Source organism: Actinophytocola sp. (assembly GCF_036402745.1).
Classification (GTDB): domain Bacteria; phylum Actinomycetota; class Actinomycetes; order Mycobacteriales; family Pseudonocardiaceae; genus Actinophytocola.
The window spans coordinates 1-26,655 of the sequence record NZ_DASWSJ010000306.1 but is presented as its reverse complement, the minus strand read 5'-3'; the positions used below and the strand labels follow the sequence as shown (position 1 = coordinate 26,655).

The window sequence follows — 26,655 nt, the reverse complement described above, 5'->3', positions numbered from 1 at the left end:
AGGTTCCGTTCGGTCACGTACCTGTAGCCGGCTTGCGCCACGTTCCCCTGAGGTGCGGTTGCGAAGCCCGCGGCCTGATTTGACCTTGAGGTTGACACACGGGGTTTCATGAGACCTCCAGCTGGTTGTCCGCCCGTTCGAGGAGGTCCGCGAGCACCTGCCGGCGCAGCAGCTTTCCGGTCGGGGTCTGCGGTAGCTCGTTCCGGAAGATCACCCGGGCCGGCGACTTGGAGGTGCGCAGCCGCCCCATGGCCCAGTCGCGGAGCTCGGTCTCGCTCACCGTGGCGCCGGCCCGCGGCACGACCACGGCCACGATGTCCTGTCCCCACTCCTCGTCGGGCACGCCGACCACCGCGGCCTCCGCGACGCCGTCGTGCCGCAGCAGCACGTCCTCGATCTCCTCGGGGGCGATGTTCTCGCCGCCCCTGATGATCGTGTCGTCGGCGCGGCCCTCCACGAACAGGTAACCGTCCTCGTCGATCCGGCCGCGATCGCGGGTCGCGAACCAGCGGTCGGCGTCGAGCGTGTTGCCCAGCTCGCCATACTCACCTGAGACCTGCTCTCCCCGGACGAACACGAGCCCAGTGGTACCGGCCGGCAACACCGTGCCGTCCGCCGATCTGACCTGGACCTCGACCCCGGGCAGCAGCCGGCCGACGGAGCCGAGCCGCCGGTTGGCGACCGGATCGCCGGCCAGCGCGGCGCGGTGGTCCTCGGGGCCGAGCACCGCGATGGTGGAGCTGGTCTCGGTGAGGCCGTAGGCGTTCACGAAGCCGGTGCCGGGAAACATCCGCATCCCGTGTTCCAGCACCGGTCGCGGCATGACCGCTCCTCCGTAGGCGAGTGAGCGCAAGGTCGGCACGTCCGCCACGGCACCGACATCGTCGAGATGCTCGACGACGCGGGCGAGCATGGTCGGCACCACGAGCGCGTGCGTCACCCGTTGCGACCGAACGGTGGCCAACCACGCCTGCGGCGTGAACGCCTCGAGGTAGACGATCCGGCGGCCCGCGTAGATGTTGCTGAGCAGGTTCGACACACCGGCGACGTGGTACGGCGGCACGCTCACCAGGACCGCCTCGTCCGCGCCGGCCGCGGCGAACTCGACGCTGCCGAGCAGGTACGACAGCAGGTGTCGATGGCGCAGCAGCGCCGCCTTGGGCCTGGCGCTGGTGCCGCTCGTGTAGAGCACCACCGCGGGGGTGGCCGGCTCGGGGTCCCACCGCCATGCCTCGCCTGCGGCGTCTCCCGCGGTGCGCGTGATCCACTCGTCGGTGCCCCAGGTTCGTGCCACGGCGGCACAGCCACGGTCGGCGAGGACGGCCGCGCCCGGATGCCGGTCGAGCAGGCCGGTCAGCTGGTCGGTGCCCAACCGGTAGTTCAGCGGCACGAACGGGATGCCGGCCCACGCGGCGGCGAACAGTGCCGCCGGAAACGCGGAGCCACCGCCGAGATAGACGAGCTCCCGCGCCCCCGCACCACGGAGGAGGTCCGCCCCGACCCTGGCGCGGTGGAACAACTCCCGCCGCGTCCAGCCACCGACCGCGATCCGCTCGCCGTCGTCGGTCGTGGCCATCTCCAGCAGCATCATGATGTTCACGCGTGCTCCCGGTCAGTCGGTGGCCGGCAGGGGCTTGGCCACCTTGATCTCCATGAGCCGGCCGCTCACGGCGAGGGCACCCTTGCCCGCCTTGGTGCACAGCAGCTCGACACCCGTGTCCGGGTCGGTGTACCGCTTGCCGATCTGGGTACCGCCGTCCGCGCCGGCGGCCGGACCCGCACCGGCCGGCCGTGGGCCGTCCAGGTCGAGCATCGGCACGCCCCCGCAGCAGAGCTCGACGCCGTCCCCGTCGGCGTCCTCGCCCGTGCGGACCACGACCACCTCGGTGTCGCAGACCGCGCTGCGGAACCGCGCGCCGATCCTGATCCCCATAACCGCCCTCTCCGGTGCAACCGCTCGGAAACCTGACTAACTATAGCAACAACTATGTAATACGGCGGCCATCTCCCCGGGAAAGAATTCGGCGGGTCCGCGCGGCGCGGTAGCCACGTCGCGGGACGGCTATAGTGAGCACGATGCGACCAGAGCGACGCCGGCCGGTGGCCCGGCCGAGGAGACCGTAGTGGCGACGTTGAACACGACCAACGCACACGAGTCGACCCGCCGGCGGGTGCTCTCCGCGGCCGTGGAAACCATTCTGGAGGAAGGGTTCTACCGCGCCAGCTCCAATCGCATCGCGGACCGGGCCGGCGTGAGTTGGGGCGTCATCCAATACCATTTCGGCTCGCGGGAGCAGTTGCTCCTCGCGGTCGCCGAGGCGGGCAGCAGCCGCCTGCTGGAGGCGGTACGCACCGCCGAGATCCACGGGAACACCGTCGGTGAGCGGCTCGACTCGCTGGCCGACGTCATCTGGGAGCACTACCGCCGGCCGGAGTTCCTCGCGCACCTGCAGGTGATGCTCAACCTCGCCAAGGACCCCAACACCTCGGCCGGCACGGTCAGGGCGCTCGCCGAGACCGAGCGGACGATCGGCGGCCTGTGGCAGCGCCTGCTCGACCAGGTCGTCCCCACCGAGCACCAGAACCCCGAGCTGGGCGGCGTCATCTTCCAGCTGATCCGGGGCCTGGCCATCGGCGAGAACCTCATCGAGGCGCTGCCCCACACGATCAGCCCCCGGGTAGGGGACGAACCGCGCGAGATGCTCGTGCGCGCGCTCACCCTTCTGGTCGACAGCTTGTGACCGCATCGCCACCCCTCTCCCCGACCTCGATGGTCACGGCCGGTCGAGCACGAGGCCGCTGCGACCGGCGCTGACCAGTACCCGCTGCGCGCCGGCCACCTGGTTGGGGGCCGTGCCCCGCAGCTGACGCACCCCTTCGACGATGTTGTTCATCCCGTGGACGTAGCCCTCGCCGAGCAGGCCGCCGTTGGTGTTCACCGGAATCTGCCCGCCCGGGCCGATACCGCCACCGGCGATGAGGTCGCGGGCCTCGCCGGGACCGCAGAACCCGAGCGCTTCCAGCTGCATGAACACGACCGGGCTGAAGTTCTCGTAGATCATGGCCACGTCCATGTCCGAAGGCCCGTAACCGCTCTGCGCCCACAGGTCGTCGGCGAGCGCCGCCGCCTCGACGAACGTGCTCAGGTCGGCGTGGTGGTAGTTGAACAGGTGGTGCCCGCCACGCAGGTACGCCGAGCTCGCCGCGGCCACGCGCGCGGCGGGCCGGGGCAGGTCCGGCGCCCGGTCGGCGGTGGTGACGACCAGCGCCACCCCGCCGTCGCTCTCCTGGCAGCAGTCGAGCAGCCGGAGCAGCGGTTCGACGATCCACCGGGACGCCTGGTGATCCTCGATCGTGATCGGCCGCTGGTAGAACCACGCGTTCGGGTTCGTCGCCGCATACTGCCGCGCCACGACGGTGTACTCGCCGAAGTCGGCGTTCGTCAGGCCGTACCGGTGCATGTAGCGCTGGAAGGTCAGGCCGTAGATCTTCGCCGGGGTGTCGAGCCCGAACGGCAGGTGGAAGCTCCATGCCGGGTCCAGCGCGCCTTGGGTCGGCTGGCCGAACCTGCTCTCCGACCGCTCGTTGAACGCCCGCCACACCAGTACCGCGGAAGCCTGACCCGACACCACGGCCGCCGCCGCGTGCTGGATGGTGGCACAGGACCCACCGCCGCCGCCCGGCGTGCGCGAGGTGAACCGCAGCCGCGGTATGCCCAGGTTGGTGAGCACCGCCGACTCGTCGTTCTCGTCGTGGGTGAAGGAGACCGAACCGTCGATGTCCGCGGGTGTCAGTCCCGCGTCGGAGATCGCCGCCTTGGCCGCCTCGACGGCCAGCTGGAGACGACTTCGTCCGGAGTTCTTCGAGAACTCGGTCTGCCCGATGCCGGCGATGATCGCGTCCATCACACGTCCCTCCGCCGGAACACCGGCAGCCACACCCCGTCGATCTCGGTGAAGAACACCTCGACCGGCATGTCGTTGGCCACGTCGGCGACCGGGACCTGCCAGAGGTTGGCCACCATCCGCACACCGTCCTCGAGGTCGACCAGGACGACGATCCGCGGCTGCGCATCCGGCTCGGTCGGGTGGTGGGACAACACCCAGGAATAGACGGTGCCGCGCCCGGCGGACTCCTCGGCTTTCCATTCCAGGCCACCACATCGCGGGCACGCCGGCCCCGGCGGATGGCGCAGCTCGCCGCAGTCGGTGCAGCGCTGCAACAACAGCCGGCCCGCACGCACGCCGTCCCAGAAGAACTGGCTGTCCCGGTCGATCGACGGGGGAATGACCGGCATCGGGATCACCTCACCGTCGCTTCGGCGACCGTGCCGGCGGCCGCCAGCTCATCGATCCGCCCGTCGGCGTAGCCGAGCTCGCGCAGGATCTCCCTGGTGTGCTCGCCGGACATGCACGGCCCGCGCTGGATCACGCCCGGCGTGGCCGAGAAGTTGACGAGCATGCCGGGGTCTTCGAACCGGCCGACGTTGCCGGCGGTGGTGGTGGCCACCCAGCCGAGCTCGCGCGCCTCGGGGTCGTCGAAGATCTCCCGGCAGAACGCCTCGTTGACGACCTCGACCGGGACGCCGGCGTCGTCGAGCGCCTTGAACGCGTCGATGGCCGGGCGCCGGGCCAGCTCGTCGGCCAGACGCGCCACGTCGCCGGGGCCGCCGGAGTCGCCGGGGTCGTTCAGGGGCACCCCGAGCACGTCGTGCAGCTTGGCGCGCTGCTCCTCGGTGACCGCGGCGACGCAGACCCACCCGTCGGACACCTCGTACAGGCGGTAGTACGGGGACAGGCCGTACTGGTCCGCGTCGACCTTGGCCCACTCCCCCGGCGTGCCGTCGGCGTGGATCCAGGAGTAGGAGTTGGCGAGCAGGCACGCGTTCACGATCGACGTGCTGACCTCCTGCCCCCGCCCGGTGCGGTCCCGGTGGTACAGCGCCTGGGTGATGGCGATGGCGGTCAGCAGCCCGTTCCCCGTGTCACCGAGCCCGCTTCGGCTCCACACCGGCGAGTTGCCGGTGTCGGCCGCACCGTCCTCCCATTCCGTGCCGGCCAGTGCGTACGCGGTCTGCTCGGTGCCCGGCAGGGCCGATCGCGGCCCCTTCTCGTACCCCCTGCTGTTGCAGAACACCAGGCGGGGGTGGCGTTCGCGCAGCGACTCGTAGTCGATGCCGAGGCGGGCGGCCGCGCCGGGACGCCAGTTGGTGGTCACCACGTCCGCGCCGCCGATGAGGGCGTGCAGCACCTCCATCCCACGCGGATCCTTGAGGTTCAGCGCGATGCTGCGTTTGCCCCGGTTGGTGCCCAGACCCATGTGGGTACCGTTCCAGTAGACGTCGTGCAGCGCGTTCACCTTGATCACGTCCGCGCCGAGGTCGGCCAGCATCCTCGGCCCGAACGGTCCGGCGACGCCGAGGCCGAGGTCAAGCACCCGCACCCCCTCCAGCGGGGCGCCCAGCGAGCCGACGCCGACCAGAGGTGGTCTCGACGCGGGCCGCCGCGGGGGCCGGGTGCGCACCCCGCCCGGCGTGTCGGAGAACTCGAGCACGTTGCCGAGATGGCGAATGCGGCCGTGCTCCGGGTGCTCGACCTCGACGACACAGCCGTCGGCCAGGTATGCCGGGTCGGCCAACGCCTCGGCCGGTGTCCGAACGAGACTGACGCCCATCCCCGACTGCTGGCCCACCCGGACCCACTCGTCGGACGGGAAGCGGCGGAACGCCTCCGCCAGGTCCGGGTACAGGAACCCGCCGACCAGGAGGTCCGCCGGCTCCATGCCGATGCGGTCCGGATCGTCGCGGTACTTTCCGTCGCTGTCCGGGACCCGCAGCGACACCCCGTCCGCGGCCGCCTTGACCCAGCTCGGCCGCACCATCCAGTGATGTACCCATCGCCCGTCCGCGCACTGGAACAGGCCGTCGATCGCGCGTGCGTCGACCGGCCACATCCAGTAGAGCGGCGCGTCGGGGTTCTCGACCCGCTGCCAGGTCATCGACACCGCCGCCAACGCGCCCTGCAACAACGAGGTCTCGACCCACTGGCCCGCGCCGGTCACCGCGCGGGCACGCAGCGCGGCACTGATGCCCAAGGAGGCCAGGTAGGCAGCACCCAGGCTCGGCCAGGTCGACCTCGGCATCACCGGGCCGGGCCGGCTCGCGCCGCGGACCATCCCCTCCGGGGCACCGAAGGTGGGGTGGGGTCCCGGCCGGCCGTTGATGTACTCCATCACCGTGCCGGGCCGGCCGCGATGGTCGTGCAGCAGGCCGGTACGGGCGGCGACCAGCGCGTCGTAGCCGGGGCGCTCGCTGTGCCGGTTGCGGCGGCCGTAGCCGGTGATCGAGCAGTAGATCAGGCCCGGGTTGACCTCGGCCAGCGTGGCGTAGTCGATGCCGAGACGGTCGGTTGTCCCTGGCGCGAAGGACTCGACCAGCACGTCCGCGCCGGACACCAGCTCGATGAGCTCGTCGTGGCCCGCGGGGTCGGTGACATCGATCCTCGCCCGCGCCTTGCCGCGCTGCCAGACCACATAACCGGACTGCCCGGCGAACGGATCCCCCCGCGGTGGCTCGATCTTCGTCACCCGGGCGCCGTTGTCCGCGAGCATCATCGTCGTGATGGGCCCGGCAATTCCCCACGAGAGGTCGAGGACCTCTACGCCGTCGAGTACGCCAGGAGCGGCATCCGTTGGTCCCATGAACGCAACGTAGCACGCGCATTCCAATATTAATAGTACGTACTATGTTGCGATTCCGATGTTTCCGCGGACGCACCGATACGCGCGGCCGGCAACAATGACGACCACGTCAAACAATGACTGCCGAAAAGGCGGCGGGGCTGACCACCGCCGCCTTTTCGGCAAACCCACGCGCCGTTACGAGAGATTCCAGACGCGGGCGGCGTTCCCGTACAACACCAGCTCGGCCTCCTTCTCGGGGACGGAGGCGACGATCTCCTCGGCGATGCTCCGTGAGTTCGGCCAGCTCGACACCGGGTGCGGGTAGTCGGAGGACCACATCACGTTCTCGATGCCCAGCCGGTCGTGCGCGTGCCGGATCACGTCGGGCTCGTCGATGAACGTCACGTAGACGTTCTGCCGGAAGTAGTGGCTCGGCAGCTTCGAGATCGCCGGGAACTCGTAGCCCTGCCGCGTCACCATGTCGTCGACGGTGTAGAGCCACCAGGAGACCCAGCCGACACCCGGCTCGACCACGACGACCTTGAGCTCGGGGAAGCGCTCGAACACCCCGCCCATGATCCACATGCCGAACGCCTCGGCGGCCGCCAGCGCGACCATCGGGACGAAGATGCCCTTCTGCGGCGTGGGATCCCGCTGCGCGAGGCCGTCCAGCTGCGTGTTGAGGCCGATGTGCAGGCAGATCGGCAGCCCACTGTCCTGAATGGCCGTCCACAGTGGGTCGTACCGGCTGTCCCAGTAGTCCGCCAGCCCCAGCTCGGTGGGGAACACGGGGAGCTGAAGGGACTTGCATCCCTCCTCGGCCGCCTTGCGAACCTCGGCCACCGCGCCCTCGATGTCGTGAATCGGGATCTGGTAGGAGACGATCAGCCGGTCCGGAGCCGGCGACGCCCATTCGGCAAGCGTGGTGTTGAACGCCCTGGTCGCCTCCCGCCAGCCGTCCTTGAGGGTGTACAGGTAGCGGAAAGCGCTGACCTCACAGTAGGTCGACGACGCCTGCACCCCGTCGGTGTCCATGTCCTCCAGGCGTGCCAGCGCGTCGGTGTGCCCCTGCCGGCCGCTCGCCGGGTGATGCCGGTCCTGCATGGCGGAGAGCAGACTCCGCCCCTGCTCCGCCGGCAGCCCCTGCTGTTCGCGCCACAACTGGTTGGCTTCCGCGGAGACCATGCTCTTCATCCCGGACCGGAACCGCGTGACGGCGTCGTCGTACTCGCCGTGGTGCTTCGACGCAAGATGGGACTTGATCTTGTCGTGACTGAGGTCGACGTGGTCGTCCGCCGAGATCAGCCGCTTGCCCGTGACGGTCGTTGTCATGAACCTCTCCCGCGGTCGCCTGAAGTTGGACAAAGCGAGACTATAGCAACTACTATGGAGCGACAAGGGCAACCGCCCCCAGGTATCACCGACCGAATCGACAGAGGCGCCCAAAAGACATCGCTCCGAAATTGAGCCGGAGCGATGTACGTCGTACTGGATTAAGGCCTGCCTCGTAGATCATCGCGCGAAGTCATATGCACCGACCACCGCAACCTCAGGGGACCGTGACGACACCCAGCCACCACCCACCCCGACACCCGCACCATCCGCCGGAACGCAACCCCCACTTTAAATCCCGGGGAGGCGGACCAGGTGAAGTCCTGCGCCGACTGCGCCGACCACGCCGACTACCGGAACCTCAGGGGACCGTGACGGCACCCAGCCACCACCCACCCCGATACCCGCACTATTCCCTGGGACGCAACCCACACTTCAAATCCCGGGGAGGCGGACTAGCTCACGCCATCCCTCGGACGACCCGGCTCGGCTGCCGCCGCCCCATGATGGTCGAGACCATGTCCAGTACCTCCCGGGTCTCGGTGACCTCGTGCACGCGATACACCGTGGCGCCGAGCCACGCGCAGATCGCGGTCGAGGCCAACGTGCCCATGAGCCTCTCCCTGACCGGCCGGTCGAGCGACTCGCCGACGAAGTCCTTGTTGGACAAGGACACGAGGACCGGCCAGCCGGTCGCGGTGAGCTCGCCGAGCCGGCGGGTGATCTCCAACGAGTGCCAGGTGTTCTTGCCGAAGTCGTGTGCCGGGTCGATCAGGATGCTGGCCCGGTCGACCCCGAGACTCGCCGCCCGCTCGGCGAGCGCCGTCGTCCGCTCGACGGCATCCGCGACGACGTCGTCGTAGCGGGCCCGGAACGGCCGGGTACGCGGCGTCAGGCCGCCGGTGTGCGTGCACACCAACGCCACGTCGAACTCCGCGGCCACCTCGGCGAGCGCTGGGTCGTAGCCACCCCACGAGTCGTTGAGCAGGTCGGCGCCCGCCTGGCAGACCTCCCTGGCCACCTCGGCGCGCCAGGTGTCCACGCTGATCACGACATCGGGGTACGCCGACCGCACGTTCGCCACGAAGTCGGCCACCCGCCGGATCTCCTCGGCCACGGAGACGTCGGCACCCGGCGCGGCCTTCACCCCACCGATGTCGACGATGTCGGCGCCGTCGGCGACCACCCGCCGCACCCGCTCGTAGGCGGCCTGCTCACGCCAGGTCGCACCGCGGTCGTAGAAGGAGTCCGGCGTGCGGTTGACGATGGCCATCGTCAACCGCGCATCCTCCAGGAACTCGCGGTGGCCCAGACGTAGCACCGGGCAAACGTAGCACAAACTATTGTAGTTACTATGCAATTGTCGCGTCGACAAAGACCACGGCCGCCCTCGGGTGCGACCTCGCGAGCTACTGGTGACTCGCCCGGCTGCGGCCGATCGCCCCCATCTCCCGCGAGATTGGTGCTCGACTTCGTCGCCGAACAACTCGCTCCGCCTGCCCCGGTCGTACCGAGGCCCGCTTCGCAGTGGGCGGAATGAGCCGTGGTAGTTGAGCGTTGAACCGACCGCGTCCGACACCGGAGAGGAGCTCTCATGATCGACAACACCAACGACTACCGGCCGACCAGCGAGGTCGCGGCCGACCGGTGGGCGCAGGCCCTGCACCTGTTCGACAACGGTGCCGCACCGCACGAGGAGACCACCGCCGAGCGCTGGGAGCGGGCACAGCTTCTCTTCCAGGCCAAGGACTACGTCCCCGCGGCGAAGCTGCTCACCGAGGTCGTCGACGAGAACCCGAACCAGACCGGCCCCCGGCTGCTACTGGCCCGCGCCTACTACCACTCGGCGCAGCTTCGCCGCGCCGAGGAACAGTTGCGCGACATCGTCGAGCGCAGTCCGGTCGAGCACTACGCCCACCTCATGCTGGGCCGCACCCTGCAACGCCAGGGCCGCCACGACGAGGCCGCTCCCTGGCTGCGCATCGCCGCCGCCTTCGCCGGCGAGCCCGCGGCCGGCTGAGGCTCGTGACGCCCGACGCCGATTGACCCGGCCGACAGGCCGATCAGCCGCTGGTTCTCGGCGGCCCGGCGTCGGGCGTCACGCCTGCTGGCGGCGACGGATCCCCGTCCTCGCGTCGATGCGGCACGATGTCGTAGGCGCCCCGCGCGGGGAGCAAGACAACGGGCAGGTGAGCAGCTGATGGTGAACGGCTCACAGCGTGACCGGGTGATTGTCCAATGCCAGGCCGAGCCAGGATCGGCGGAGGACTACCCATTCGGAGACGAGGTGGCTGTATTCAAGGTGGCCGGCCGGATGTTCGCGCTGGTGTCCGTGGGTCCTCCGCCGGGAAACGTCAGCCTCAAGTGTGATCCCCACCTGGCCGCCGCTCTGCGCGCCCGCTATACCGCGATCACCCCGGGCTACCACCTGAACAAGCAGCACTGGAACACCGTGGCGCTGGATGGTTCGGTGCCTGACGAGGAACTGCGGGAGCTGATCGATCACTCCTACGAGCTGGTGATCGCGCGACTGACCAGAGCTCAACGAAACGAACTGATGACCTGACAGGGAGCCTCCTCGCCCGCCGCGGAAGTCGAACTACCTGTCGGAAGTACACGTAGGACACTACGAGTCGGCTACGGCTCACTCCCGAGAACGAAAGTCGGTCTCCGCGAGGGCGGCCACCAGCCGCCCCCAGCGGTCCGCGCCGTCTCGCACGGTTCGGCTGATCTCGACGTGGACGAAGGTGGCGTCCTCCTTGGCGGCGGTGATCCCCTGCCGGTTGCGCCGACCCTCGAGCTGTCCGCACCGGGCTCGCCACGCCGCGCACACCTGAAGCCCGGACGCCTCGAGCCGGTCCACGATCTCCGTGTGTTCCTTTCCGTGGCGGCCGGCGCCCGCGGAAACGATCACGTCCGCGTCGGGCAGGCTCGTGTCGTCGAAGCCGTGGAGCTGGATCTGGGGCATCCCTCGGCGGGACTGCTCCTCGGCCAGGGCGTGAAACATCGAGTCCTTCCGGTGGGCGACATCCCCGGCGCCGTTCGCCACGCGGCGGTGCGTGCCCGCGACCATGAGCACGGCGCCCGGAAGCCGCCGGAACAGGGCGACCCCGACGCTCTCGGTGTGCAGGTCGGCGCGCGGGTGCGGCACTTGGACGGAGATGCTCGGCGCCGTGGACAGGTCGACCAGGTACAGGCCCCAGCCGCGTTCGTCGTTGGGCACGCTGGCCAGGATCGCGAACGGCCGGCCGGTGCTCGGGTCCACCCCGGTGGCCGTGCGAAAGCCCGGTGGACCGGGTTCGGCGGCAGCCGTGGACGCTGCCGAGCCCTGCCGGCCGAGCCGGGTGACGGCGTCGACCAGTGCCCGGCTCTCGTCGGGCTCGGGTGGCCGGTAGGCCGCGTCGGGGCGCAGGGCCGCCGCGAAGTCCTCGACCGTGGCCAACGGATCGGTCACCGAGAAGGCGCCGCCGTGGTCCGGCGGCGAGCCGGGCAGGCGCACGATCACCACGACCGCGGCGGCGATCACCAGACCCACGGCCAACCACGAGACATGTCGCTTGGTCAGGTTCCTCATGGTTGCGTTTCGCGTCGTCCGTCACACATAGACCGCGTCTCACCCGTCTCAGTGAATCGGTGCCCCGGTCGTGTAGCACAATGACGCGGCATTGTATCCAGAGCGTGATTGACCCATCGCCGACGAGGCGACTTCGGAGGACGTGTGTCCCGAGCGAGCAACGAGGCTGGCGACGCCGGCCCGAGACGGTTGCAAGCGCAACTGCCGGAGAGTGGCTACCCCGGCGGTGTGGCCGCCGCCTCGTGGTCCTTGCTCGTGGTGTTACTCCTGGTCTCCGTCATGACCGCGACCATGCTGGACGGTCGCACCGACGGCCAGGCGTCGCAGGCCTATCTCGACGTTCAGCGGGACCTCGTCGCCGACGCGGCCAAGTCCGTTGGCGCGGCGGCCAACCAGAACCTCGCTGACCTGCGCATGGCTGTCGCCGGCACGGCGAACGACTCGCCCGAGGCGGTACTCGACCGGCTCGCCGACGGCGGGGACTGGCGCGGTACCGCGGTCGTCTCCGCCGCGGACCGCTCGCTGCTCGCCACCCGCGGCGAGGTCGTGCCGACCGAGCGGTTGCCGGCCGTCGACGGCTCGGCGTTGGCGGTCACGACCTCGCCTACCGGTCAGGCGCTGATGCTCTCGGTCGTCACGCTGCAGGGCGGCGATCTCCTCGCGGCGACCTCGGCGATCCGGCTACCCACCGCCGGTACCGAGACCGGCCGGGCGTTGCTGCTGGTGACGGGCACCGGCAAGATCATCTCGACCAGCCAGAACAACCCGACGGCCTACGACACCACGCTGGCGAAGCTGGTGGCCGCGGCGGGGCGGAAGGCGCTCACCGCCGAACCGGGCAACCTGCTCGGCCCGGCCGCCGACGGCGTGCAGCCGGCCGTCGCGTACGCCGCGGCCGTCCCCGACGACCATGACGAGCTCGGGCTGGCCGTCATCTCCGCGACCAACGCCCCGACGACCGACCCGATTCCGGGTGGCGCGGGCATACCGCCCGCGGCAGCTCTCGCGATCGCTGCCGTCGCCGGCTTCCTGCTGGTGCGTTTCACCCACGTCCGCCCGGTCCGGAGGTTGCGCGCCGACGCGCTGGCCGTGGCCTCGGGTGCGCTGCACACCGAGGTACGGACCCGCGGACCGGCGGAGGTCAACCGCATCGCGACCGCGCTGCGCGCCTGCCAGCGCACCTTTCTCCGCACCAGGTCCGAAGACCGACGACCCCGGCGGTCGCTACCCGTGGCGACCGGCCTGACCGTCGCCACGGTGGCCGTGCTCGGGTGGTCCGGTGCCGTCGCGTTGGTGTTCACGAGCCAGGACGTCCCGGTGCCACCCGAAGTGGTGGCCACGATGCGCGACCAGGCCGCCGGCGCGAGCGACGCGCTGCGACGCAGTCTGAACGAGGGCGTCGCGGACCTGAGGGCGGTGGCCGAGGCCGATCGCACCACGTTGCCGACGACCATGCGCGAGCTCGCCGAGACCCGGCCTCGCTACCGCAGCGTGTACGTCGTCGACGCCGCGGGACGCCCGGGCGAGACCGCCGGCCGGGAACCGCTGCGTACCGCGGAACCCGTGCCGACCGGGGCCGGCCTTCATCAGCAGGGCGGCACCGGCAGAGTGCCGGTGATCTTCGCGCACGTGCCGCTGGCCGACGGTCGCGCGCTCGTCGGCGAGTTCGCCCTCAGCCACCTCGAGGCGCTGCTCTCCCGCGCCCCCGGCCATGCCCGCATCGTCGACGGGGAGTTCCGAACGATCAGCGCCACGTTCGGCTACGTGGCGTTCGAGACGGTGGCCGACGGCGATCTGCGGCGCGCGGTCGACAAGGCCCGCGGCGGTGCCGCCGTGGCGGAGGTCGCGCGTCCCGACGGCACCCAGGCGGTCGTCTCCGGCGCGCTGCTGACGGGCGGGGCGGCAACGGAGCTCGGCTGGACACTCGTGGCCCAGCGTCCCGTCGCGGACCTGGCGTTGCCGACCAACCTCCAAGCGCGCGACGCGCAGTTGGTCGCCATGGTGGCCGGGCTGCTGGCGTTCTTCGCGTTCGGGTGGCAGCTGGTCACGGTGGTCCGGCCGCTGCGCAGGCTCGCCAAGGTCGCGGACCGTCTCGTGGCCGGTGACCGGACCGAGCACATCGTCGCCCAGCGCCACGACGAGATCGGCACCGTCGCCGGCTGTCTGGAGCTCTGCCGGCAGGCTCTGAACGACGGTCCCGCCAGGCTCGGTTCGGTACGCAGACCGCAGGGCACGGCCACGGAGCAGACCATGCTGATCGCCGCGGCGACCCAGCTGTTCGCACCCGTGCGCCGGCCGGCGCGGACACCGGACAAGCGTCGGCGCCAACGCGCCGAACCGGTGACGAGGCACCGGTCCAGATGACGTTTCTCTACGTCGTGCTCCTCGTGGCGACCTCCACGTTGCTCGCCGCCGGCGTGTCCGAGCAGCGACGCCATGTGCGGCGCCTGCGCGAAGTTCCGCACCGCGTGCTGGTGAACGGGATCCGCGGCAAGAGCTCCATCACCCGCCTGTGTGCCGGTGCCTTGCGCGGCGGCGGGCTGGTCACCGTCGCGAAGACCACCGGCACCGCCGCGCGGTTCATCTATCCCGACGGCAGCGAGGAGCCCGTGTACCGCAAGTTCGGCATCGCGAACGTCGTGGAACAGATCGGGATCGTGCGGCGGGCCGTCGCGTTCCGGCCGGACGCGCTCGTCATCGAGTGCATGGCCGTGCAGCCCGAACTGCAGGAGATCAACCAGACCAAGCTGATCCAGTCGACCATCGGGGTCCTGTGCAACGTGCGCGAGGACCACCTCGCCGAGATGGGGCCCACCCTGGACGACGTCGCCCGGGCGCTGTGCCGCTCGATGCCCGTCGATGGTGTCTGCGTCACCGCGGAGCGGGAGCGGTTGCCCATCCTGCGGGAGGAGGCCGCCAAGCGGAACTGCACGCTGGTCGCCATCGACCCGGAAGCGGTCTCCGACACGGAGATGGCGAGGTTCGGCTGGGTGACGTTCAAGGAGAACGTCGCGATCGCGCTCCTCGTCGCCGAGCTGCTGAAGGTCAACCGGACGGCCGCGCTGGAAGGGATGTGGGCCGCGCAACCCGACCCGGGGGTCCTGACGGTGCAGACCCGCGTCGCCGGCACGAAGATCCTCAAGGTGGCGAACGTGTTCGCCGCGAACGACCCCGAGTCGACGCTGATGAACATCGAGCGGCTGCTGGAGCAGCGGGCGATCTCCCGGCCACTGCATCTGGTGATCAACTGCAGACCGGACCGGGTGGAGCGCAACCAGCAGATGGGTGCTCTGGTCGCCGAAATCGCCCCGGACCGCGTCGTGCTCATCGGCGCACCGACCCGCAGCGCCCACCAGGCCGTGCCGCCGCGGTGGCGGGACCGCGTGGTCGACCTGGGCGGTGCCCGGTCCGGCGACGACCTGCTGCGCGGCATCGTCGGCGGCGTGACGGGCTCCGCGTCCCTCGTCGCCATCGGCAACATCCACGGTCAGGGCGAGGTGCTGCTCGAGGCACTCCAAGCGCTGCCGGCACAACCGGCGGACCGCAACGAGGAGCCGGCCCGGCCCGGTGTCTCCGCGAACACCCGCGGAACACCGGGTCCGGGCGAACCGGCGCCGAGGCGGGCACCCGTCTCGCGAGTGCGAGGCACCGCCCGCGACACCCGGACCCGCCCGTCTCCCGCGCATCCCTCGCGGGACCGCCCGTGAACGCCACGACCTTGCCACCGGAGGTGGCGACCCTCGGACTGGCCATCGGACTGGTCTTCTCGCTCGGGTGCTACCTGCTCACGAACCTCTCACCCGGCGGGATGATCACGCCCGGCTGGCTGGCGTTGACGATGGTCGAGGACACCCGCCGGGTACTGCTCGTTGTCGTGGTCACCGCGTTGACCTATGGTGCCGTCCGAGTTCTCCAGCGGTTCGTGATCCTCTACGGGAAGCGTCTGTTCGCCGCGGTGGTGCTCACCGGTGTGCTGTTCCAGTCCACGCTCTTCCTGCTGATCCAGAGCGACTACCCGCTGTTGTTCGCCCATCAGACCCTGGGCTTCGTCGTTCCGGGCCTGATCGCCTACCAGCTGGTCCGGCAGCCGCCGGTGGCCACCCTGGTCGCGACCGGCACTGTCAGCGCGGCCGGTTTCGGTGTTCTGGCCAGCGGGGTTCTCGCCGGCCTGGTTCCTACAGTTTGACGAGGAGAGGAGGGCCCGTGCGGCTCAGAGAGGTGTCGCGCGTCCTCGTGGTCTCGGCGGCGGTCGCCACCGTGGGGATCGGCGCTGTGCTGACCGGGTGCTCGAGCTCGACGGTCGGTCGGGGCGGTGCCGCCAACCCGCCGGACGTACGGCAGGACCAACTGGAGCTCCGGTTCGAGCGCGTCACGTCGCCGGCGCGCACCGTGGTGGTGGACCGCAAGGGCGCGGTCGCCGCCGTGTTCACCGATGGCGCACGCACGGTGAACCTCACCGGCCCCACCCGGACGATTCGCGAGCCGAAGGCGACCGAGGCGACCGTGACGACCACCTCCTGGGTGCGGTTGGCACCGCAGCCGTGGTCCGCGGGCGCGGAGCGGGCGGCCTGGTTCGAGCCGTGGTTCACCAAAGCCCGCGCCGACACCAGCCCGGATGTCCTTGCCGTCGCGACGGAGTACGTCATCGACGCCGCCGACGCACGCGACGCCGACGGAGTGCGCTTTCGGGGTGACGCGTCCTTCGGCCCGGTGGCCGGCACCGGCGCGGGCCGCCTCGAGCGATCCGACTTCTACGACTACCTCGGGCTGCCGTGGGACTTCCCCGACAGCGGACAGGAGGCGGCCGACCCGGAGCGGTACGGCGCCGTGGACTGTTCGGGGTTCGTCCGGCTCGTGTACGGGTACCGGCTGGGGCTGCCGCTGCGAGGCAGCAACGACCCCGGACCGGGACTCCCCCGCCGCGCCTATGCCATCGCGGAGCACGGCCCAGGGGTCCTGCTGGTGCCGAACGAGGGTGGGCGGGCCACGTCCTACGACTCGTTGCAGCCCGGGGACCTGGTGTTCTTCGAGGTGGAGGACGGTCCCGACCAGCTCGACCACGTCGGCATCTACCTCGGCGTGGACAACTCGAACCACCACCGGTTCATCTCCAGCCGGGAACGCATCGACGGCCCGACCATGGGAGATGTCGGGGGCACCTCCCTACTCGACGACGGCGGGCACTACTCCACCGCATGGCGCGCCGCCCGCCGCCTGTGACAACGCCCCGGCTCGACTCAGCCAGCAGCCGCGCCGATTTCCGGAGTCCCGACCTGCGTGGGGCATGCCCGAGCCGCCTCGACTTGGCCGGGCCGGCCCTGGTTTCCGGCCGGTCGTGACGGCTGGGTCTTCGAGTCGATGCCCGCCGCGGGCGTAGCCGCCAGTGGTCGGCCGGCGGGTTGCCGGGGTTCGCGGGCGGTACTCAGTTCCAGATCGCGGTCGCCCACTCCGGGTGGTCGACGAACGGGTTGCGGTTGTGCTGGAACTGGTCGTAGATCACCTGGTTGCGACGCTGCTCGAAGGAGTCCGGCGGGTCCTGGGCGTTCCACGCCAGCAGCACGGAGCTCCGGCCGAGGTAGGGCGCGGTGCCGTTGCTGACCGAGTTGTTCATCTCCAGGTTGGCGAAGCCGTCGTCGCCCTCGTAGCGCACCGCCATGTAGAAGATCATCCGCGCGACGTCGCCCTTGACCGCGTTGCGGGGTTCCCACGAGTCGGCGTCGGTGCGATTGCCGGGTGCCTCGCCGACCACCGAGCCGCCGTTGTCGAAGTCCTTGTTACCGCGGGCGCCGTTGACCGTCACGTCCTCCGGCCGCAGGTGGTGGATGTCGGTGCCCGGACCTGTCGCGGTGCCGAAGTCGCCGTGGGACTTGGCCCAGACGTGCTCCCGGTTCCAGTCGTCGGGGTTGCCGCCGTTGGTGCTCTTGGCCTGCGAGCGGCCGGAGTACAGCAGGATCACGTTGTTCGCGTTGGCCGGGTCCTGGTCGGTGACCTTGAGCGCTTCCCACACCTGGTCGTAGGTCAGCTTGCTGTTGGTGCGGATGATCCGGTGCAGCTCGGACTTCAGTGCGGGGCCGGTGAGGCCGATAGCGGTGCGGTAGTAGGTCTGGTCGTAGTCGCCGCCGCCGGGTGGCGGGTCGGTGGGTGGCGGGGTGCCCGTCACCGGCGCCATGGCGGTCGGCGACGTGAGGCCCGGGTGGGAGAAGTACGCCCCGAGCGGCCCGGTGACGTCGAGCTGGTCGCCCATCAGGTTCGGGTTGGACCGCAGGCCGTACTGGGCCCGGAACGCCGAGGTGACCTGCACGTAGATCATCCGCGCGGTGCCGGTCTCCCCCGGTGTGTCCGCGAGCGCGATGGCGTAGTCGGACGGGAACGCCGACGTGACAACGGTGTTGGTGGCGGTCGGCTGGCCGACGACGTAGCCGCGGACGGTCGCGGACGTGCCCTGCTGGCCGATGGCCTGGGCGACGGTGAGCGGTGCGGCGGCGGAGGCGCTGAACGGAACCGGTAAGGCGATGGTGACCAGCGCGGCACCGACGAGCGGTGCGAGCAGCGACCATCGCCTCATGCGGGCGATATGCACGAGTACGTCCTTCCCCGACTGTCTGGGAGAAGAGTCGCACGAAAATTTCCACCAAGAAGCGCCCGAATGGAGCAGTTTTCAACGCGCTTCGTGCGCTGGAATCGTTGCTGGGACTAGCGGACTGATGCAGGAAGGCTGGGGCGACCATGCACGGCTCCCGTCACCGGATCGTCGTCGCGGCCGCGGTGCTCGCCGCGGCCGCCGCCATGCTGTCCGGCACCAGCGCCGCCCGGCCCGGGCCCGGCACGGTGGCCGCACCGGCGGGCATCGACCAGCGCTCGCTCGGCGGCCGCTACACCGGTTCCAACGTCACGTTCCGGGTGTTCTCGGCCGCCGCCACCCGGATGCGGGTCGACGTGTACGCGACGCCCACCGGTGCCGCCGCGGCGACCTACCCGCTGACCAAGGGCAGTGACCAGGTCTGGTCGGTCACCGTGAGCGTCGCCCAGCTGCAGACCGCCGGCGTCACCGGCGCCGTCTACTACGGATACCGCGCCTGGGGCCCGAACTGGCCGTACACCGCGTCGTGGACGCCCGGCTCGCCGGCCGGGTTCGTGGCCGACGTCGACTCGGCCGGCAACCGGTTCAACCCCAACAAGCTGCTGCTCGACCCGTACGCCAGGGAGACCAGCCACGACCCGCTCACCCCGGCCAACCCCGGCGGCGCGCGCTACGGCACCGGCCCGGCCAACCGCGCCGTCGACACCGGATCCATCGCACCGAAGGGCATCGTGCTCGCCGCCGACGGGACCGGCACGGGCACCAAGCCGACCCGCCCGCTGCGCGACGACGTGCTCTACGAGGTCAACCTGCGCGGCCTGACCCGCAACGACGCGTCGGTGCCCAGCGCGTACCGCGGCACCTACCGGGGCGCCGGGCTCAAGGCGCAGCAGCTGCGCGCGCTCGGCGTCACCGCGGTGGAGTTCCTTCCCGTGCAGGAGACCCAGAACGACACGAACGACGTCGACCCCACCGGCACGGCGGGCGACAACTACTGGGGCTACCAGACCCTGAACTACTTCGCCCCGGACCGCCGCTACGCGGCCGACACCGCACCCGGCGGGCCGACCAAGGAGTTCAAGGCCATGGTCGCGGCCTTCCACGCCGCCGGGATCAAGGTCATGGTCGACGTCGTCTACAACCACACCGCCGAGGGCGGCCCGTGGAGCGCCGGCGACGTCAACACGTACTCGGTGTTCTCCTGGCGTGGCCTGGACAACCCGACCTACTACTCGCTCACCGCCGACCGGCAGCGGCCGTGGGACAACACCGGCGTCGGCGGGAACTACAACACCGCGAACCCGGCCGCCCAGGACCTGATCGTCGACTCGGTCGCCTACTGGAAGGACACCCTCGGGGTCGACGGGTTCCGGTTCGACCTCGCCTCGGTGCTCGGCAACACCTGCCAGCACGGCTGCTTCTCCTACAGCAGAACGGATCCCGGCACGGCGCTGAACCGGTTGACCGCCGAGCTGGCGGCCCGCCCGGCGGCCGGCGGGTCCGGAGTGGACTGGATCGCCGAGCCGTGGGCGATCGGCGCCGGCACCTACCAGGTCGGCAACTTCCCCGCCGGGTGGGCGGAGTGGAACGGTATCTCCCGGGACACGCTGCGCCGCGACCAGAACAAGCTCGGCGTCTCGGCGATCACGCCGGGCGAGCTGGCCAGCCGCCTCGCCGGCTCGTCCGACCTGTACGGCGACGACGGCCGAAAGCCGTACCACTCGGTGAACTTCATGGTCGCCCACGACGGGTTCACCCTCGCCGACCTGTACGCCTGCAACACGAAGAACAACAACCAGCCGTGGCCCTACGGCCCGTCCGACGGCGGCAGCGACAGCAACGACTCCTGGGACCAGGGTGGCAATGCCGCGGCGCAGCGCAAGGCCGCCCGCAACGGGTTCGCGTTCCTGGCCCTGTCGGCCGGCACTCCCATGATGACCGGCGGCGACGAGTACCTGCGCCGGATCAACTGCAACAACAACCCGTACAACCTGGACTCGTCGGCCAACTGGCTGAGCTACACACCGACCGCCGAGCAGAGCACCTTCCATACCTACGCCCAACGCATGCTCGCCTTCCGCGCGGCGCACCCCGCACTGCGGCCGGCGAACTACTACACGTCGGCCGACACCAACGGCAACGGGATCGGCCAGCTGCAGTGGCTCACCCCGGCCGCCGGCGTGCCGGACGCGACCTACTGGAACGACGCCAACAACCACGCGATCGCCTGGCGCCTCGACGGCACCGAGTTCGGCGACCCGGCCGCATCGGTGTACGTGGCCTACAACGGCTGGTCGGGCGACGTGACCTTCGCGCTCCCCGCGCCACCGGCCGGCACCCGGTGGCACCGGGTCACCGACACGTCGACCTGGGCGGAGGGCACCGACCAGGTGCGCCCGCCCGGCGCGGAGGACCCGCTCGGCGACACCGCGTACGTGCTCCACGAGCGCGCCGTCCTCGTCCTGATCGCCAAGTGACGTCACGCAATACCGGAACGGGAGGCGCCATGCCGGTCGCGGCGAAGCTGTCCACGGTCCTGCTCACCGCGGTGCTCGCGGTGGGCTGGTCACCAGTTCCCGCGCGGGCCGAGAGAGCGCCGGACCCGGTGGCGGCGAGTCAGTTCCTCGGGGCGGTCACGCTGGTCACCGGAGATCACGTGACGGTGCGGCGGGTCGGTGCGCAACTCGTGCCGCAGGTGCAACCGGCGGCGGGCCGTGCGCACGTGCACTTCGCCACCACCTCGGTGGGCGACTCGCTGCTGGTCGTGCCGGACGACGCGTGGACAGCGGTGCGCACCGGGCAGCTCGACCAGCGGCTGTTCGACGTGGCGGCGCTGCTGCGGGACGGCTTCGGTGACGCCGGGCGCGCCGACCTCCCGTTGATCGTCCAAGGTGGACCTGCCGACGTCACGAGCACGGGTGCCACCGTCATCCAGACACTGTCTACTGTGGACGCGGTGGCGGTGCGCCAGCCCAAGGACAGCGCGGCCGAGTTCTGGACCGCGCGCCGCGGCGCCGGCCACCTCTGGCTGGACGGTGTACGCCGGCCCAGCCTGGACGTGAGCGTCCCGCAGATCGGCGCCCCGGCCGCCTGGCGGGCCGGCTACACCGGCGCGGGCGTCCCGGTCGCCGTGCTGGACACCGGGATCGACGACACGCACCCCGACCTGCGCCGGCAGGTGGCCGCCACGAAGAACTTCACGACCGACCCCGGAGTCCGCGACACGAACGGGCACGGCACGCACGTGGCGTCCACCATCGCCGGCACCGGCAAGGCCTCCGGTGGCCGCTACACCGGGGTCGCGCCGGGGGCGAAGCTGCTGGTCGGCAAGGTGTGCGGGGACGCGGGCTGCCCGGAGTCGGCCATCCTGGCCGGGATGGAGTGGGCCGCGGCGGCCGGGGCGAAGGTCGTCAACCTCAGCCTGGGCGGCCCGGACACCGCCGGCGTCGACCCCCTCGAGCTCGCGGTCGACCGGCTGAGCGCCGAGCACGGCACCCTGTTCGTGGTCGCGGCCGGCAACGACGGCGGGTACGGCGCCGAGACGGTCTCCTCGCCGGCCAGCGCCGATGCCGCGCTCGCCGTGGGTGCGGTGGACGACCACGACATGCTCGCCGGCTTCTCCGCCCGCGGGCCTCGGGTGCACGACGCCGCACTGAAGCCGGAGATCGTGGCGCCGGGTGTGGACATCGTCGCGGCGCGGTCCCGGTTCTCCGGCCTTGGCAAGCGCGGCGACCGGTACGTCGCGCTGAGCGGCACCTCCATGGCGACCCCGCACGTGGCCGGGGCCGCCGCCATCCTGGCCCAGCAGCACCCCGACTGGACCGGCGCGCGGCTGAAGGCGGCGCTGGTCGGCGCGGCGAAGCCGCTGGCCGGCGCCGGTGTCTTCGCGCAGGGCGCCGGCCGGGTGGACGTGGCGCGGGCCGTCGGCCAGAGCGTGTCCGCCGAGCCGGCGACCGTCTCGATAGGACGGATGAGCTGGCCGCACGAGGACGACCAGAGCGTGACCAGGACGGTCACCTACCACAACGCCGGCGCCGGGCCGCGGCATCTGCGGCTCACCCTGCCGGTCGGCGGACCCGGCGGCGAACCGGTGCCGGAGGGCATGTTCCGGCTCTCCACGAACGACCTCACCGTCCCGGCGCACGGCCGCGCCGACGTGGAGATCACCGTGAACACGGCGCTGCCGGCGGCCGACGGTGCGTTCGGCGCGCACATCCTGGCCGCCGACGACGCCGGCGTCCGGGTCGCCACCCCGGTCGCGGTGGATCGGGAGCCGGAGAGCTACGACCTGACCCTGCGCACGGTCGACGCCACCGGCGCGCCGACCGACAGCCACTTCTCCTTCGTGTTCGGGCTCGATCGGCAGCGGTTCCGCCCGGTGCCGGGGATCGGGGGCGTCGGGACGCTTCGGGTGCGCGCCGGGCGCTACCACGTGGATGCCGCGATCAGCACGCCGCGGCCGGGCGGCACCGAGTTCGACTCCGCCAAGGTGGTCCACCCCACGGTCGACGTGCGGGCCGACACCACGGTGGTGCTCGACGCCCGGTCGGCCCGGCCGGTGTCGGTGACGTTCGACCGGCCGAACGTGGTGCCCAAGGCGGTCGCCGTGGCGTACAGCCGGTTCACCCCGCACAGCGTCCTGTCCACCGGCGTGCTCGGCGACACGTTCGACCGGATCGGCATCGGGCAGGTCGGGGACCCGGTGCCGGACGAGGAGCTGGTCGCGAGCCTCGGCGGGGTCTGGGCCGTGCCGGACGCGCACGGCGACGTGCTGCGGAGCACCGTGTCCTACAACCTGGCCTGGTTCGGCTACGGCGGCGTGCCCACCGGGTTCACCCGGCACGTCGTGGACCGCGACCTGGCCGAGGTGCACGCCACCTACCGCGCGCAGGCGGATCGCAAGCGGGGCACCAAGGTATGGATCGCCGGGGAGCCGAGGTTCGACGTGAGCAACGGCTTCGGGTTCGGCTTCCGGTTGCCGCTCGAGCGCACCGAGTTCCACAACGTGGACGGCCTGCGGTGGTCGGCGGAGCTGCAACAGTGGTCACTGGTGAAGAACCAGGTGCACACCGAGACCGTGCTGACCGGCGGCCCGGTGGACGACGAGGCCGGCCGGGTCACGACGGAGGAGTGGAACTCCGCGGTGTTCGGGCCCGGGTTCACCAGCGACGGCGACTTCGCCACCCGGTCCGGCGACCTGCTCGCGCTCAACCTCCCGCTGTTCGCCGACGCCGGCCTGGACCGCTCCGGTCTGTCCGAAGTGGACTCCGGGACCACGGTGCTGTACCGGGACGGCGTCAAGGTCGGCGAGACCGCACAGCCGGGTGTCGGCCAGTTCGAGGTGCCGGCCCAGCCGGCCGGCTACCGGCTGGAGGTCCAGGCCCGGCGCTCCGGCGTGTCCGAGCTCTCGACGCTGGTCTCGTGCGCGTGGACGTTCACCTCGGCGCGCCCGCCCGACCCCGCCCCGAAGAAGGGCAAGGGCGGCGTCGGCCTGCCACTGCTGGCCGTCCGCTTCGCCCCACCGGACCTCGACCCGCACAACGCGGTGACCGCGGACTCGATCCGGATCCCGATCACCGTCCAGCGGCCGTACAACGCCCCGGAAACCACCCTCACCGGACTGTCCGTCGAGGCCTCGTTCGACGACGGCCGCACCTGGCAACCCCTCGAGGTCACCCCGGACCAGCCCGCCGGCGGCTCGGCGACGATCACCCACCCGCGCGGCGCCCGCTACGTCTCGCTGCGCGCCCACGCCACCGACTCGGCCGGCAACACCGTCACCCAGACTGTCATCCGCGCCTACCGGAGCAGGTGACCGCCCCTATCAGGACACGTCGGTGGCCTCGGCCGGGGGGCCGCCGTCGTGGTGGTGGCCTTCTTCCCGGTGCTCGTACCGGTAGACCGCCCCGTTCACCAGGCGAGTCGTCGTCTCCTCGCCGGTGCGGGACGACGAGCCGGTCGCTCGTCTCGCGATATCGGCGCGTGCCTCCCTGGCCGCGCGATATCCCTGTGGGTCGGGCATCGTGCTCACCTCCGCCCGCCGGACGGACATTCATCACACCACCACGGCGTCGCGGGCACAACGCCCGACGCCCCAGGCGTTCCCGGCGTAACGGACAGACACGGCAGCACCGTCGACGTTGCGGACCTGCACGCGCAACCCGCGACGCGCCGACCGGGATCCTCGGTGCGGTCACCCAGCTGCGATCGTGTTCGGCAGCTCAGTGAACGCCAGCCGCGGCGCGTTGGTCGGGCGGCCGGACAGGGTCGGCGTCGGAGAGGGTCGGCGTCTGCCAGTCCCTCCACTCAGCCAGGTTGCCGGCCTTGCTGTAGGAGATCCTGAAGGCGCCCGGAGCGCTGCCCGTCCTCAGCAGGAACTTCTGAATGTTCTGCTGCAAGGGCGTCCGCCATTCGGGCCTGGAGGCGCAGTGGTCACCGTCCTGGATGTCGGACGAGTAGGTGATGTTGTCGGCCGCGCCGAGCGCCTTGTAGACCTCGGCTCCGGCCAACGCCGCCACGCTCCCGGACCTGGCGCCCAGCCAGTCGATGTGGGGGTTCTCCATGATGAACAGTCCGCGCGGCGCGACCATGGCCACCATTTCGTGCGTGTCCACCGGCAGCTCGGTCGGGTCGCTCGTGAAGGAGCCGAACGCGTCACCCAGCCACGGTTGCTCTTCGTAGGCACTGCTCAGCGGCTGGACGCCGCTTTCCCCAGGAGCCTGGCGGAAGACGGGAACACCGGCGCTACCCGACTCGATGGGCATGGTCAAAGCGATGCGCTGGTCGAACGCACCGACCGCGAAGGCGCCCTTTCCGTACCGCGAGCATCCCGTGACGCCCATCGCGTCCGCTTTGAGAATGCTGCCGCCCGACTGCTCGATGACGTCGATGATCCGACTCACGCCCCAGGCCCAGGCGGCCAGCACCCCTGAGCTGCTCGAGGAGCCGTAGAGGCTGTAGAACGCGCCTTGCTTGGCATTTCGTGGCGTACCCTCGCGCCCGACCTCGAGGGGGTCGAAGTCGATGACGGCAGCACCGGTGGCTCTGATGGTGGCCGTATCCGCTCCCGATCCGCCCAGGACGACGACGGCCGGGAAAGGTCCGGAACCGCTGGGCAGTTGGACACTCGCCGAGAAGCCGGAGCTCCTGCCGTTCTGCGTCACGTTCACGGTGATGCCGGTGTTCGAGACCGTCCCCGTGACGCTCGCGGGCTTTCCGGGCTTCTCCCCGTAGACGTACGTCTCCGCCAGCTTCTTGATCTCCGCCCGCCGGCACCGCCAGTCGGACTTGGCGGAGACGCGCGCACCATCCAGCTTCGTGAAGGGATCGGGAAGCTTGGAGTTGGCGGTCAACGAGCCGGGCAGCGCCACCGGGCAGTCGGCACCGTCGTCCTCGACAGGCGCGCCGAACGCGAAGCTGGTGGCGGCGACCTCGGCGGTGGTGGCTCTCGCTACCACCGTCACCGCCCCAGCGATCACGAGCGCCGCCACGGCCAGCATGACAACCGTCGAACGTAGACGCATGTCGACAACCTAAGGTTTCGAGCAGGACGGCGGAACCTGTCCGTGCACGTCCGCCCCGCGAGTCGGTGGCGTGCCCTGCCGCAGGACGGGTGGCGGCTGCCAGCTCAGCCGTGCCTGTGTCAGGAGCGCGCGCGGCCGGGCTCGGCCTTCGCCGCCTTGATGAGCCCCGCTTCCTTCCTGACCTCGGCCTGGATGGCGCGTTCCCGCTGCAGCCAGTCCGGACTGTTCGCCTTCAACTCGTCGACCTGCTCTGTCGTGAGGGCGTCGGTGACCCCGGCGCGGGCGAGACCGCTGATGGAGATGCGCAGCTTCGCCGCGATGACGGACCGGGGATGCGGGCCGTTGCGGCGTAGTTCGCGCAGCCACTCGGGCGGATCGGCCTGCAGGGCGTTGAGCTCGTCGCGCGAGACGACGCCCTGCTGGAACTCCGTGGGGGTGGCCTCGAGGTACACGCCCAGCTTCTTCGCCGCGGTCGCGGGCTTCATCGTCTGGGGCGTCTTGTGCGCCGTCATGGTGTCAAGGGTATCGGGCACGTGCCCCGACGTCGTTCACACCCGGTAATCTCGCCTCGTGACAGGCCCGGTCGTGACTCCATCGTTCAGGCTCGCGTACGTGCCGGGGGTTACGCCCGCCAAGTGGGTCCGGACCTGGAACGAGCGGTTGCCCGAGGTCCCGCTGACCCTCGTCCAGGTGCCCGCCGCCGACGCCGCCGACACGGTACGGGACCGCCACGCCGACGCGGTTCTCCTGCGGTTGCCGATCGACCGGACAGGCCTGCACGCGATACCCCTCTACACCGAGACGACCGTCATCGTGGTCCCGAAGGACCACGTCGTGGCCGCGGCCGACGAGGTACTCGCCGCGGATCTGGCCGATGGCGTCGTGCTGCACCCCCTCGACGACACCCTCGACTGGGAGCGGCCGCCCGGACGGCAGGCGATCCAGCGCCCCGCCACGACCCGGGA

22 protein-coding genes are annotated in these 26,655 nt (G+C 70.9%); 10 read left to right on the top strand and 12 right to left on the bottom strand.

Features of this window, described 5'->3' with window-relative positions:
- Nucleotides 1-106: 106 nt before the first annotated feature.
- Complete coding sequence (locus VGD70_RS28695; protein WP_331086838.1) at nucleotides 107-1,591, bottom strand: fatty acid--CoA ligase family protein; 1,485 nt, start codon at nucleotides 1,589-1,591, stop codon at nucleotides 107-109.
- A gap of 21 nt (nucleotides 1,592-1,612) precedes the next feature.
- Nucleotides 1,613-1,933: a hypothetical protein gene (locus VGD70_RS28690; RefSeq protein ID WP_331086775.1), complete on the bottom strand. Its 321-nt coding sequence runs from the start codon at nucleotides 1,931-1,933 to the stop codon at nucleotides 1,613-1,615.
- Nucleotides 1,934-2,123: 190 nt separating this feature from the next.
- Between VGD70_RS28690 and VGD70_RS28685 the strand changes: the two genes are divergently transcribed.
- Nucleotides 2,124-2,741, top strand: a complete 618-nt coding sequence (locus VGD70_RS28685; protein WP_331086773.1) for a TetR/AcrR family transcriptional regulator — start codon at nucleotides 2,124-2,126, stop codon at nucleotides 2,739-2,741.
- A gap of 33 nt (nucleotides 2,742-2,774) precedes the next feature.
- On the opposite strand, the gene VGD70_RS28680 is transcribed toward VGD70_RS28685, so the two are convergent.
- From VGD70_RS28680 to folP, 5 genes are all read right to left on the bottom strand, one after another.
- Nucleotides 2,775-3,905 (bottom strand): thiolase C-terminal domain-containing protein, encoded by a 1,131-nt coding sequence (locus VGD70_RS28680; protein WP_331086771.1) that lies wholly within the window; start codon nucleotides 3,903-3,905, stop codon nucleotides 2,775-2,777.
- Nucleotides 3,905-4,297 carry a Zn-ribbon domain-containing OB-fold protein gene (locus VGD70_RS28675; protein ID WP_331086770.1) on the bottom strand — a complete coding sequence of 131 codons (393 nt, stop codon included), beginning with the start codon at nucleotides 4,295-4,297 and terminating at the stop codon, nucleotides 3,905-3,907. The genes VGD70_RS28680 and VGD70_RS28675 overlap by 1 nt, the downstream gene beginning before the upstream one ends.
- 5 nt (nucleotides 4,298-4,302) lie before the next feature.
- Nucleotides 4,303-6,699 (bottom strand): CoA transferase, encoded by a 2,397-nt coding sequence (locus VGD70_RS28670; protein ID WP_331086768.1) that lies wholly within the window; start codon nucleotides 6,697-6,699, stop codon nucleotides 4,303-4,305.
- A gap of 177 nt (nucleotides 6,700-6,876) precedes the next feature.
- Entirely contained in the window at nucleotides 6,877-8,013 is a 1,137-nt protein-coding gene (locus tag VGD70_RS28665) for an amidohydrolase family protein (RefSeq protein WP_331086766.1), read from the bottom strand.
- Between the two features lie 460 nt (nucleotides 8,014-8,473).
- Entirely contained in the window at nucleotides 8,474-9,286 is an 813-nt protein-coding gene (folP, locus tag VGD70_RS28660; protein ID WP_331086836.1) for a dihydropteroate synthase, read from the bottom strand.
- 321 nt (nucleotides 9,287-9,607) lie between these two features.
- Here folP and VGD70_RS28655 point away from each other — a divergent pair, with 321 nt between their 5' ends.
- Nucleotides 9,608-10,033 (top strand): tetratricopeptide repeat protein, encoded by a 426-nt coding sequence (locus VGD70_RS28655; RefSeq protein ID WP_331086764.1) that lies wholly within the window; start codon nucleotides 9,608-9,610, stop codon nucleotides 10,031-10,033.
- Between the two features lie 180 nt (nucleotides 10,034-10,213).
- Nucleotides 10,214-10,579, top strand: coding sequence for an MmcQ/YjbR family DNA-binding protein (locus tag VGD70_RS28650; RefSeq protein ID WP_331086762.1), 366 nt, complete (start codon nucleotides 10,214-10,216; stop codon nucleotides 10,577-10,579).
- A gap of 78 nt (nucleotides 10,580-10,657) precedes the next feature.
- On the opposite strand, the gene VGD70_RS28645 is transcribed toward VGD70_RS28650, so the two are convergent.
- A complete protein-coding gene (locus VGD70_RS28645) occupies nucleotides 10,658-11,548 on the bottom strand; it encodes a hypothetical protein (protein ID WP_331086759.1) in 891 nt (296 codons plus the stop codon).
- A 318-nt stretch (nucleotides 11,549-11,866) separates the two neighbouring features.
- Here VGD70_RS28645 and VGD70_RS28640 point away from each other — a divergent pair, with 318 nt between their 5' ends.
- The 4 genes from VGD70_RS28640 to VGD70_RS28625 are packed head-to-tail and all read left to right on the top strand — an operon-like array spanning nucleotide 11,867 to nucleotide 16,807.
- On the top strand, nucleotides 11,867-13,951 hold the full coding sequence (locus VGD70_RS28640) for a HAMP domain-containing protein (RefSeq protein WP_331086758.1): 2,085 nt from the start codon (nucleotides 11,867-11,869) through the stop codon (nucleotides 13,949-13,951).
- Complete coding sequence (pgsB, locus tag VGD70_RS28635) at nucleotides 13,948-15,294, top strand: poly-gamma-glutamate synthase PgsB (RefSeq protein ID WP_331086756.1); 1,347 nt, start codon at nucleotides 13,948-13,950, stop codon at nucleotides 15,292-15,294. The genes VGD70_RS28640 and pgsB overlap by 4 nt, the downstream gene beginning before the upstream one ends.
- Nucleotides 15,291-15,773 carry a poly-gamma-glutamate biosynthesis protein PgsC/CapC gene (locus VGD70_RS28630; RefSeq protein ID WP_331086754.1) on the top strand — a complete coding sequence of 161 codons (483 nt, stop codon included), beginning with the start codon at nucleotides 15,291-15,293 and terminating at the stop codon, nucleotides 15,771-15,773. Before pgsB ends, VGD70_RS28630 begins: the two co-directional genes overlap by 4 nt.
- A gap of 17 nt (nucleotides 15,774-15,790) precedes the next feature.
- Entirely contained in the window at nucleotides 15,791-16,807 is a 1,017-nt protein-coding gene (locus VGD70_RS28625) for an NlpC/P60 family protein (RefSeq protein ID WP_331086752.1), read from the top strand.
- 202 nt (nucleotides 16,808-17,009) lie between these two features.
- Here the strand turns inward: VGD70_RS28625 and VGD70_RS28620 are convergent, their stop codons facing one another.
- Nucleotides 17,010-18,152 carry an endonuclease gene (locus VGD70_RS28620; RefSeq protein ID WP_331086750.1) on the bottom strand — a complete coding sequence of 381 codons (1,143 nt, stop codon included), beginning with the start codon at nucleotides 18,150-18,152 and terminating at the stop codon, nucleotides 17,010-17,012.
- A gap of 161 nt (nucleotides 18,153-18,313) precedes the next feature.
- Between VGD70_RS28620 and VGD70_RS28615 the strand changes: the two genes are divergently transcribed.
- Both VGD70_RS28615 and VGD70_RS28610 read left to right on the top strand, forming a co-directional pair.
- Nucleotides 18,314-20,644, top strand: a complete 2,331-nt coding sequence (locus VGD70_RS28615; protein WP_331086748.1) for an isoamylase — start codon at nucleotides 18,314-18,316, stop codon at nucleotides 20,642-20,644.
- Nucleotides 20,645-20,673: 29 nt separating this feature from the next.
- Complete coding sequence (locus tag VGD70_RS28610) at nucleotides 20,674-23,982, top strand: S8 family serine peptidase (RefSeq protein WP_331086746.1); 3,309 nt, start codon at nucleotides 20,674-20,676, stop codon at nucleotides 23,980-23,982.
- A 9-nt stretch (nucleotides 23,983-23,991) separates the two neighbouring features.
- Here VGD70_RS28610 and VGD70_RS28605 read toward each other — a convergent pair whose 3' ends face one another.
- From VGD70_RS28605 to VGD70_RS28595, 3 genes are all read right to left on the bottom strand, one after another.
- Nucleotides 23,992-24,189, bottom strand: coding sequence for a hypothetical protein (locus VGD70_RS28605; protein WP_331086744.1), 198 nt, complete (start codon nucleotides 24,187-24,189; stop codon nucleotides 23,992-23,994).
- Nucleotides 24,190-24,388: 199 nt separating this feature from the next.
- A complete protein-coding gene (locus VGD70_RS28600; protein ID WP_331086742.1) occupies nucleotides 24,389-25,690 on the bottom strand; it encodes a cellulose-binding protein in 1,302 nt (433 codons plus the stop codon).
- A gap of 119 nt (nucleotides 25,691-25,809) precedes the next feature.
- A complete protein-coding gene (locus VGD70_RS28595; protein WP_331086740.1) occupies nucleotides 25,810-26,202 on the bottom strand; it encodes a DUF5997 family protein in 393 nt (130 codons plus the stop codon).
- 58 nt (nucleotides 26,203-26,260) lie between these two features.
- On the opposite strand from VGD70_RS28595, the gene VGD70_RS28590 reads away from it, so the two are divergent.
- Nucleotides 26,261-26,655 (top strand): substrate-binding domain-containing protein (locus VGD70_RS28590; RefSeq protein WP_331086738.1); only part of this gene is annotated, 395 nt, incomplete at its 3' end.

Excerpts from the sequence above, each read along its gene's own strand:
- VGD70_RS28615 (WP_331086748.1), top strand. The coding sequence starts at position 18,314 with ATGCACGGCTCCCGTCACCGGATCGTCGTCGCGGCCGCGGTGCTCGCC.
- folP (WP_331086836.1), bottom strand. The coding sequence starts at position 9,286 with ATGGCCATCGTCAACCGCACGCCGGACTCCTTCTACGACCGCGGTGCG.
- VGD70_RS28650 (WP_331086762.1), top strand. The coding sequence starts at position 10,214 with ATGGTGAACGGCTCACAGCGTGACCGGGTGATTGTCCAATGCCAGGCC.
- VGD70_RS28610 (WP_331086746.1), top strand. The coding sequence starts at position 20,674 with ATGCCGGTCGCGGCGAAGCTGTCCACGGTCCTGCTCACCGCGGTGCTC.
- VGD70_RS28620 (WP_331086750.1), bottom strand. The coding sequence starts at position 18,152 with ATGAGGCGATGGTCGCTGCTCGCACCGCTCGTCGGTGCCGCGCTGGTC.
- VGD70_RS28695 (WP_331086838.1), bottom strand. The coding sequence starts at position 1,591 with ATGATGCTGCTGGAGATGGCCACGACCGACGACGGCGAGCGGATCGCG.
- VGD70_RS28640 (WP_331086758.1), top strand. The coding sequence starts at position 11,867 with ATGACCGCGACCATGCTGGACGGTCGCACCGACGGCCAGGCGTCGCAG.
- VGD70_RS28670 (WP_331086768.1), bottom strand. The coding sequence starts at position 6,699 with ATGGGACCAACGGATGCCGCTCCTGGCGTACTCGACGGCGTAGAGGTC.
- VGD70_RS28690 (WP_331086775.1), bottom strand. The coding sequence starts at position 1,933 with ATGGGGATCAGGATCGGCGCGCGGTTCCGCAGCGCGGTCTGCGACACC.
- VGD70_RS28680 (WP_331086771.1), bottom strand. The coding sequence starts at position 3,905 with ATGGACGCGATCATCGCCGGCATCGGGCAGACCGAGTTCTCGAAGAAC.
- VGD70_RS28605 (WP_331086744.1), bottom strand. The coding sequence starts at position 24,189 with ATGCCCGACCCACAGGGATATCGCGCGGCCAGGGAGGCACGCGCCGAT.
- VGD70_RS28675 (WP_331086770.1), bottom strand. The coding sequence starts at position 4,297 with ATGCCGGTCATTCCCCCGTCGATCGACCGGGACAGCCAGTTCTTCTGG.
- VGD70_RS28595 (WP_331086740.1), bottom strand. The coding sequence starts at position 26,202 with ATGACGGCGCACAAGACGCCCCAGACGATGAAGCCCGCGACCGCGGCG.
- VGD70_RS28600 (WP_331086742.1), bottom strand. The coding sequence starts at position 25,690 with ATGCGTCTACGTTCGACGGTTGTCATGCTGGCCGTGGCGGCGCTCGTG.
- VGD70_RS28665 (WP_331086766.1), bottom strand. The coding sequence starts at position 8,013 with ATGACAACGACCGTCACGGGCAAGCGGCTGATCTCGGCGGACGACCAC.
- VGD70_RS28655 (WP_331086764.1), top strand. The coding sequence starts at position 9,608 with ATGATCGACAACACCAACGACTACCGGCCGACCAGCGAGGTCGCGGCC.
- pgsB (WP_331086756.1), top strand. The coding sequence starts at position 13,948 with ATGACGTTTCTCTACGTCGTGCTCCTCGTGGCGACCTCCACGTTGCTC.